This is a genomic window from Okeania sp., from assembly GCF_983059655.1.
The window spans coordinates 1-6,810 of the sequence record NZ_CEZPJD010000297.1 but is presented as its reverse complement, the minus strand read 5'-3'; the positions used below and the strand labels follow the sequence as shown (position 1 = coordinate 6,810).

Annotated in this window: 7 protein-coding genes; 4 read left to right on the top strand and 3 right to left on the bottom strand. The window is 36.1% G+C overall.

The genetic code is table 11. From position 1 onward, the window contains the following. A partial coding sequence (locus AC3DU7_RS17045; protein WP_488040514.1) for an Hsp20/alpha crystallin family protein occupies positions 1 to 425 on the bottom strand: 425 nt, incomplete at its 3' end. Between the two features lie 682 nt (positions 426 to 1,107). Further along, positions 1,108 to 1,386 carry a hypothetical protein gene (locus AC3DU7_RS17040; protein ID WP_488040513.1) on the bottom strand — a complete coding sequence of 93 codons (279 nt, stop codon included), beginning with the start codon at positions 1,384 to 1,386 and terminating at the stop codon, positions 1,108 to 1,110. Between the two features lie 205 nt (positions 1,387 to 1,591). Between AC3DU7_RS17040 and AC3DU7_RS17035 the strand changes: the two genes are divergently transcribed. The 4 genes from AC3DU7_RS17035 (at position 1,592) to plsY (ending at position 5,665) form a co-directional block, all read left to right on the top strand. Then, entirely contained in the window at positions 1,592 to 2,389 is a 798-nt protein-coding gene (locus AC3DU7_RS17035; RefSeq protein ID WP_488040512.1) for an MlaE family lipid ABC transporter permease subunit, read from the top strand. A 285-nt stretch (positions 2,390 to 2,674) separates the two neighbouring features. Continuing rightward, entirely contained in the window at positions 2,675 to 3,079 is a 405-nt protein-coding gene (locus AC3DU7_RS17030; RefSeq protein ID WP_488040511.1) for a DUF3119 family protein, read from the top strand. Between the two features lie 349 nt (positions 3,080 to 3,428). Further along, positions 3,429 to 4,688: a DUF3086 domain-containing protein gene (locus tag AC3DU7_RS17025; RefSeq protein WP_488040510.1), complete on the top strand. Its 1,260-nt coding sequence runs from the start codon at positions 3,429 to 3,431 to the stop codon at positions 4,686 to 4,688. Positions 4,689 to 4,990: 302 nt separating this feature from the next. Further along, a complete protein-coding gene (gene plsY, locus AC3DU7_RS17020) occupies positions 4,991 to 5,665 on the top strand; it encodes a glycerol-3-phosphate 1-O-acyltransferase PlsY (RefSeq protein ID WP_488040509.1) in 675 nt (224 codons plus the stop codon). 398 nt (positions 5,666 to 6,063) lie between these two features. On the opposite strand, the gene AC3DU7_RS17015 is transcribed toward plsY, so the two are convergent. Then, the gene (locus AC3DU7_RS17015) at positions 6,064 to 6,672 is read right to left on the bottom strand and encodes a hypothetical protein (RefSeq protein ID WP_488040508.1); all 609 of its coding nucleotides are present in this window, start codon (positions 6,670 to 6,672) and stop codon (positions 6,064 to 6,066) included. Positions 6,673 to 6,810 lie beyond the last annotated feature (138 nt).

Below are 6,810 nucleotides of genomic sequence, written 5' to 3'. Positions count from 1 at the left end.
TTCACAACTTTATTCTTTTCTGCTTCCGCTTTAGGTAAATGTAGATGCAAAATACCATCTTTATATTCAGCTTTTACTTGGTCATTTTGAACTCTGGTAGGTAGAGAAATTATTCGTTGAAAAGCACCATAACGAAATTCAGAACGAGTCATAGCTTTTTCTTCAGTTTTATTTTCCTGACGACGCTCTCCTTTAATTGCTACAGCTTCGGCAGTTACTTGTACATCTACATCTTTAGCTTCTAAACCAGGAATTTCCAGTTTTAACTCAATTGCTTCGTGGTTTTCTTCCATTTCTGCTGCTGGTGTAAATGCTATACCTTTTTCTTCACCGTTTAAATAAGGAGCAAAATTGTCAAAGACACGATTCATTTCTTTCTGTAATGAATCAATTTCACGCCATGGGGAAAAACGTACAATAGCCATAGTTGTTGCCTCCTAAAAAATGTTTTATCTGTGAATTGAATTGATTGTTGTTTCTAATTTTAGTAGAGTTTTGATAGTCCGTAAGTTCGGTTAATTACAGAGATACAATCGCATTTTCCGTACTTCGATTTTTTGACTACCAAAACTTACCTGAAAAACTCAGTTGAATTTGTTTTCATTCAACTTGTTTTTAATGTAATCTAAGTAGAAAAATAATTGAATTCGGTTCCTGCCTACTGTGCGATCGCAATTTCCGTACAAATATGGCGCTATGGGCTAGGGAAAAGAAAGGTTCAAAGAAGGCAAAGGGCAGAGGGCAGAAGGGGAAGAAAGGTTCAAAGAGATAAGGTTTTTATAACTGATTATCTGTTAGCGTAGCTCCCCCTCTGGGGGAACATGATATAACCAATTCTTGTAGTGCTATATTTTTTTGGCAAAATATTACGTATAACCATCAAATATAGTAGGGGTTAACGGCCGTTAACCCCTACAAATGGTATATAACTTAGTCTTTAGCGTAAATCCTCAAAAAAAATATGGCTGTCAATTTATATTGTTAGGAATAACATTTATTTTACTGATATAGCAGTCGAAGGAAAGGAACGGACATATCAATTAGACAACGCAAGATTTTTCCTTCTTTCTTCTTCTTTTTCCTGCTATACACCACATTATCTCAAATTTAGTTTCCTCTAGGATTTTGACAAAATACATAGGTATCAAACATCGCCCCTACTAAACTAAAAGTGACAGCAATTACCAAACATCCTTGTCGGGGATGGCCATCCCCAAACATGGCCAAGAAATGCCAAATTTGCCTAACACCAGATTGACCAATTGTCTGTAAAGTGGGAAAGTGACTAATTAAGGCAAAACTCGTCCAGCTAACTCCAATTAACAGAATAGGAGTTACAAAGCTAAAAATACTTGTAAGTAACAAAGAACGTAGAAGATTAAGCATATTCATAATATGTAAAAATAAGCATAGTCACCAAATACTACCTAAGTAGCAAGTCAGCCTATATGCCTTACCTTCTAAGATAGAGAGCGATCGGTAAAAATCAGTCAATCTGTCAGAAAACTTCAACCTTAGTTAAAAAATCTTGTTGAAGATTGGTAAATTTCTCTCATTCGTTTCGTTTAGCGTTCTAATTTATTAATTTCTATTGAGTAAGATTACTTTTAAGTTAATTTTCGGGGTATGGGGACAACGGATGTTGGCAGCAGCATATTTAGCAGGCCAAGTATTTTTCCATGTTCTCAAGGGCAAAATTCATCGTCGTAACACCATTGAGCAAATGGCAATAGTTGGTCCAGAATCATTACTCATTGTCCTACTGACAGCTAGTTTTGTAGGTATGGTATTTACCATTCAGGTTGCCAGGGAACTTGTTTCCTTCGGTACAGCTAATATAGTTGGGGGTATGTTGGCTATAACTTTAACCAGGGAACTAGGCCCTGTATTGACAGCAGTTGTTGTCGCAGGGCGAGTCGGTTCGGCATTTGCAGCAGAAATTGGCACGATGAAAGTGACAGAGCAAATTGATGCTCTATATGTGCTGAAAACCGATCCGATAGATTATTTAGTTATTCCCAGAGTTATTGCTTGTGCTGTAATGATGCCAATCTTAACTTTGTTATGTTTGATAGCTGCTATATTGGGTGGACTTATGGTGGCAATTAATATGTACGATATTCCCCAGAGTATATATATTAGTTCTGTCCATACTTTTCTAACTCTTTGGGATTTATGCAGTGGATTGATTAAATCAATGGTATTTGGTGTTTTAGTTGCTGTAATTGGTACAAGTTGGGGTTTAACTACTACTGGTGGAGCAAAAGGAGTAGGCCAATCTACAACTACAGCAGTTGTGACAGCCTTAATATCTATTTTTATATTTAATTTCTTTTTATCTTGGGCAATGTTTCAAGGTATTGGTGGAGCAATGAAACAAAGTTTTTAATATTAGGGAATAGGGAGTAGGGGAGTAGGGGAGTAGGGGAGTAGGGGAGTAAGGGAGTAGGGGAGTAGGGGAGTAGGGGAGTAGGGGAGTAAGGGAGTAGAGGAGTAAGGGAGTAGGGGAGTAGAGGAGTAAGGGAGTAGGGGAGTAGTTTTTTTAATTCTTGATTTTTGCTTACCTTCTGTTAATCTAGGAGCAGGCCAACTATTATTTTGTTTGTAAATTAAAAGTCAAAATTAGCCATAATTGATATTAGCCATAATTAATAACTGATAACTGATAACTGAAATGACTACTATTCCTACATCCGAAGCAAAACAAACTATCGAACTTGCCCCTAGTTATAAAATTCCTCTAGTGCTAATAATTAGTGCATTGCCTTTGGCTTTTTGGCAACCGTGGGTAAGTCTAGCGATCGCTCTATTTGGTATATTTCTATTACTTCAAACAGCGACTATCCGTCTCAAATTTACTGATATATCTCTAGAAGTATATCGTTCAGAAAAACTCATACGAAACTTTCCCTATCAAGATTGGCTCAACTGGGAAATATTCTGGTCTCCTGTACCAATTTTATTTTATTTTAGGGAAGTTAAAAGTATCCACTTTCTACCAATTATTTTTGACCCTAAAACACTAAAAAATTGCCTAGAAAAGCACTTACCCTCAAATCATAATTCAATAGAAGCTTAGTAAATTTATCTTATACAAATTTGATAAAAGAATGCTATATTTAAGTGGTACTTCAATGATTAAGTAATTAACACAGAGTAAATAACTTTTCTAATAATTATTAGCTAGTTATTGTTAATTACTTTTATTTTTACTTCTCACTATTCAGACATTGCATTCAACATCCATAGTTACTCCCCCGCAATGCAAAAATTAATCAAATTGGTATAGTAAAATTTATACATAATATATAGCAATATTATTCGTTCCCTTTGAGTCAATATCTACAAAATCTTGAAGTAGAAAATAAAAACCATTCGGTTTAAAACCCTGGATGAAAATAGCATAAAGTCTTGATAATTTTTTTTCCATGATGTACCCAGACGAAACACAACCAGAAGAACAAAAACAACAATCAACAACAACTTCAGATAATATAAATGAAATAGTTCCCTCTCCTTGGGATTTAGATGAAGAGGTTGAGGATCGAGTCATTCCAAAAGATGAACAAAGCACTAAACCTGACAAACCAGATCTAACTCAACCAATAGATGCAGAATATGTTCCATTAGTTGAAGAGAATTCTACAGATACTCCCATTGTCAACGAGGAACCTACAATTCCCCCAGTTGCAGAAATTGAAACAGAATTAACACCACCAGTTAATGGCCTTCAACAGCAAGAAGAAAATTTGAAGGAGGAAATAGCTGCCCTACAAAAAACCAAGACCAAATTACAGCAAGAAGTAATGGCACAAACTGAGGCCATAGGGCGTCTACTACCTGAAGCTTTGAATCAGTTGGAGTCCCGTAGACAAGTATTACAAGTAGAAGTCGAAAAACTAGAACGTCGCAAAGAACGTATTCAGAAAGAGATGCGAACTACTTTTGCAGGTGCTTCTCAGGATTTGGCAATTAGAATTCAGGGATTTAAAGATTATTTAGTAGGAAGTTTACAAGATTTAGCTCTTGCTGCCGAACAGTTAGAATTAACCCCACAGATGCAGGAACCTCCAAAACCTTCTGTTATGGATGTTATGGAAAATTCTCCTCGGTCTGCCAGAAATCCTGAAAATCCTCAATTTGCAGAAATGGGTTTTGAGGAGCAAGCTAGACAAATTCGCCAAATTCTTGACGAATATCGTAAGATGCCTGATTATTATGGCCCGCCTTGGAAATTACGGCGTACATTTGAACCTATTCATGCAGAAAGAGTTTCTAACTGGTTTTTCTCTCAAGGTGGTCGTGGCGCCCTACGAACTATGGGCAGCCGCTTGCAAAATATTTTAGTTGCTTCGACAATTGTTTCTGTACTAAGAGATTTGTATGATACACGAGTACGCGCTCTGATACTTGCTAATTCTCCGGAACGTTTAGGAGAATGGCGACGGGGTTTACAAGATTGTCTAGGCATTGACCGCCGTGATTTTAGCCCAGATAGAGGTGTGGCTTTGTTTGAAGAACCAGAAGTATTGGCCCAAAAAGCAGACAGATTGGTGAAACAAGGAAAATTACCGATAATTGTGATTGATGATACAGAGGATAAAATTAGCCTGTCTATGCTACAGTTTCCTCTGTGGTTAGCCTTTGCTCCTGAACCTGGACTTCAAAACTCAATAGATAGATTTTGATGTAAGCATTTCCTCCGGAATGCTGCGCAAACAGCCGTCAGCCATCAGCTATCAGCTATTGCTTTTAGTTTAGGATAAAAGCTCTATTAATTGTCTTGCTACAAAAGTTGGCTCCCTTACCCTTAAAGTCTATATTAACGAGGACTTATGCAAATTAACCTTGAAAATGCAAAATGTAGGGGCGTTTGCGGAGCATTCCGTTAGGAAATGGCATTCGCCCTCAAGGGAGTAGGGAGTAGAAAAAAAGAATTGATGATTTATCTACGATAATTGATTTTATTTATTATTATTGGAGATGTCTAATGATTAACTGGTTATTATTAAATGGAGTAATATTAATTATTGCCTATTTATTGGGTGCTACTCCTAGTGGTTATTGGATAGGTTCCTGGTTATACGGAATCGATATTCGCGAACAAGGTTCTGGTTCTACAGGTGCGACTAATGTATTAAGAACCATCGGCAAATTACCTGCTTTAGCTGTATTAATTATTGATATTTTAAAAGGGGTATTAGCGATATTTTTAGTCCGTTATATTTACTCTCTTTTGTTTGTTCAAAACTTAACTATTACTGCTGGAATACCTGATGTTTATATAGCAAAAGAATGGATGGTAATTTTAGCAGGACTAATAGCTATATTCGGCCATACTAAGTCTATTTGGATTGGTTTCAAGGGTGGCAAATCAGTTGCTTCTAGTCTGGGTATTTTGTTAGCAATGTCTTGGGTTGTTGGTTTAGGGGCACTTTCTGCATTTGTTGTAAGTTTGGCTATTAGTCGCATTGTTTCTCTGAGTTCTATCATTGCTGCTATTTCTGTTTCTGGGTTAATGTTTTTCACAGGTCAGCCACTGCCTTATGAAATATTTGCTGTTGCTGGTGGTATGTATGTAATTTGGCGTCACAGTAGCAATATTGAACGACTTTTAGATGGTAAAGAACCTAGAATTGGACAAAAGTTATCAACAGAATCTTAGTTGAATAAGGCAGAAGGCAGAAAGCAGAAGGAAGAATCTTGCTTTGTCTTAGTTTTAAGCTTTTGATATGTTAAATACAGTAATGGCGACTACTATACAAACATTTACAGCGGATTTCAGACAAATGAGGTACATGGTAAATGATGAAAATCTTGTAGTGCGGGCATCTTGCCCGCGATAGGTGTACCTCATCACAAAGGAAAACGCTGTAATTGTTAATCTCTGTACTTCATATACTTGCAATCTGCTGTAACTAAAACCTTTTTCTTCCTCTCCTAGATAACTAATCTCCTAGATAAGTAAAACCTTCTTCCTTCTTCCTTATTCCTTCTCTACTATAAATCGCCTAGATAAGTAAAACCTTCTTCCTTCTTCCTTCTGAATTAATTGTTGAAATTCTAATTTTCCAATTTTCCCCAGATAGCTAGCCCCCCTCCTCTTCCTCTCGCAGCAATAAATTTTTCTTGAATCAAAAAGTAAGCAAAAAAAGCTTGCTTTCCAACACTTTCAGTGGCAAATTTACCTTCACTTTCTTGACCACCTCGAATATATCCAGAATAGAGTTTTACTCCTAATAATTTGACTATAATTTTTGTAAAATCAAACGCCAAAATATTTTTCTTATCTATAAATTTTGTCGGACCAGAAAGAGATAGTTTTAAACCAGCAAATTCCACAGTATTTTCTACCCTACCTATTTCTATTTGCTGCAGTGTTTCAGAAGTATTGAGAGGAGAAAAATAGGAGAGCGTAATTTTTACCCAATTCGGAATATAACGTCCAGCTCCCAGAACAATACCTGCTCGTTTTCTAGTTTTTTTCGTACCAGTAATAAAACATAATTGCCAATTGCCTGATAGTTGTTCAATATTATATTTTTTGTCTTGTTTTTTTGACTGCTTTTCAATTTGAATGAGTGCAGATACAACAGAATCTGGAGAGGGTGTATTTGGAGAATTTTTGATGAGTGAATTAGCTGCTGTTTCTATTGTTAGTAAATCTTCCATGATATTCTTGAAGAAGGTATTAGGTTTTATTAAGTTTTAGATGTTATATATATTTGATCAAGGAATTTTACAAAATTTTTTTTGAAGGAATAGACAAGAGATATATTTATAGCCAATATTGATACAAAAAATGCGATC

What these genes read in the sequence shown, in the direction of transcription:
- AC3DU7_RS17040 (WP_488040513.1), bottom strand. Translation starts at nt 1,386, where the DNA reads ATGCTTAATCTTCTACGTTCTTTGTTACTTACAAGTATTTTTAGCTTT.
- AC3DU7_RS17030 (WP_488040511.1), top strand. Translation starts at nt 2,675, where the DNA reads ATGACTACTATTCCTACATCCGAAGCAAAACAAACTATCGAACTTGCC.
- AC3DU7_RS17025 (WP_488040510.1), top strand. Translation starts at nt 3,429, where the DNA reads ATGATGTACCCAGACGAAACACAACCAGAAGAACAAAAACAACAATCA.
- plsY (WP_488040509.1), top strand. Translation starts at nt 4,991, where the DNA reads ATGATTAACTGGTTATTATTAAATGGAGTAATATTAATTATTGCCTAT.
- AC3DU7_RS17015 (WP_488040508.1), bottom strand. Translation starts at nt 6,672, where the DNA reads ATGGAAGATTTACTAACAATAGAAACAGCAGCTAATTCACTCATCAAA.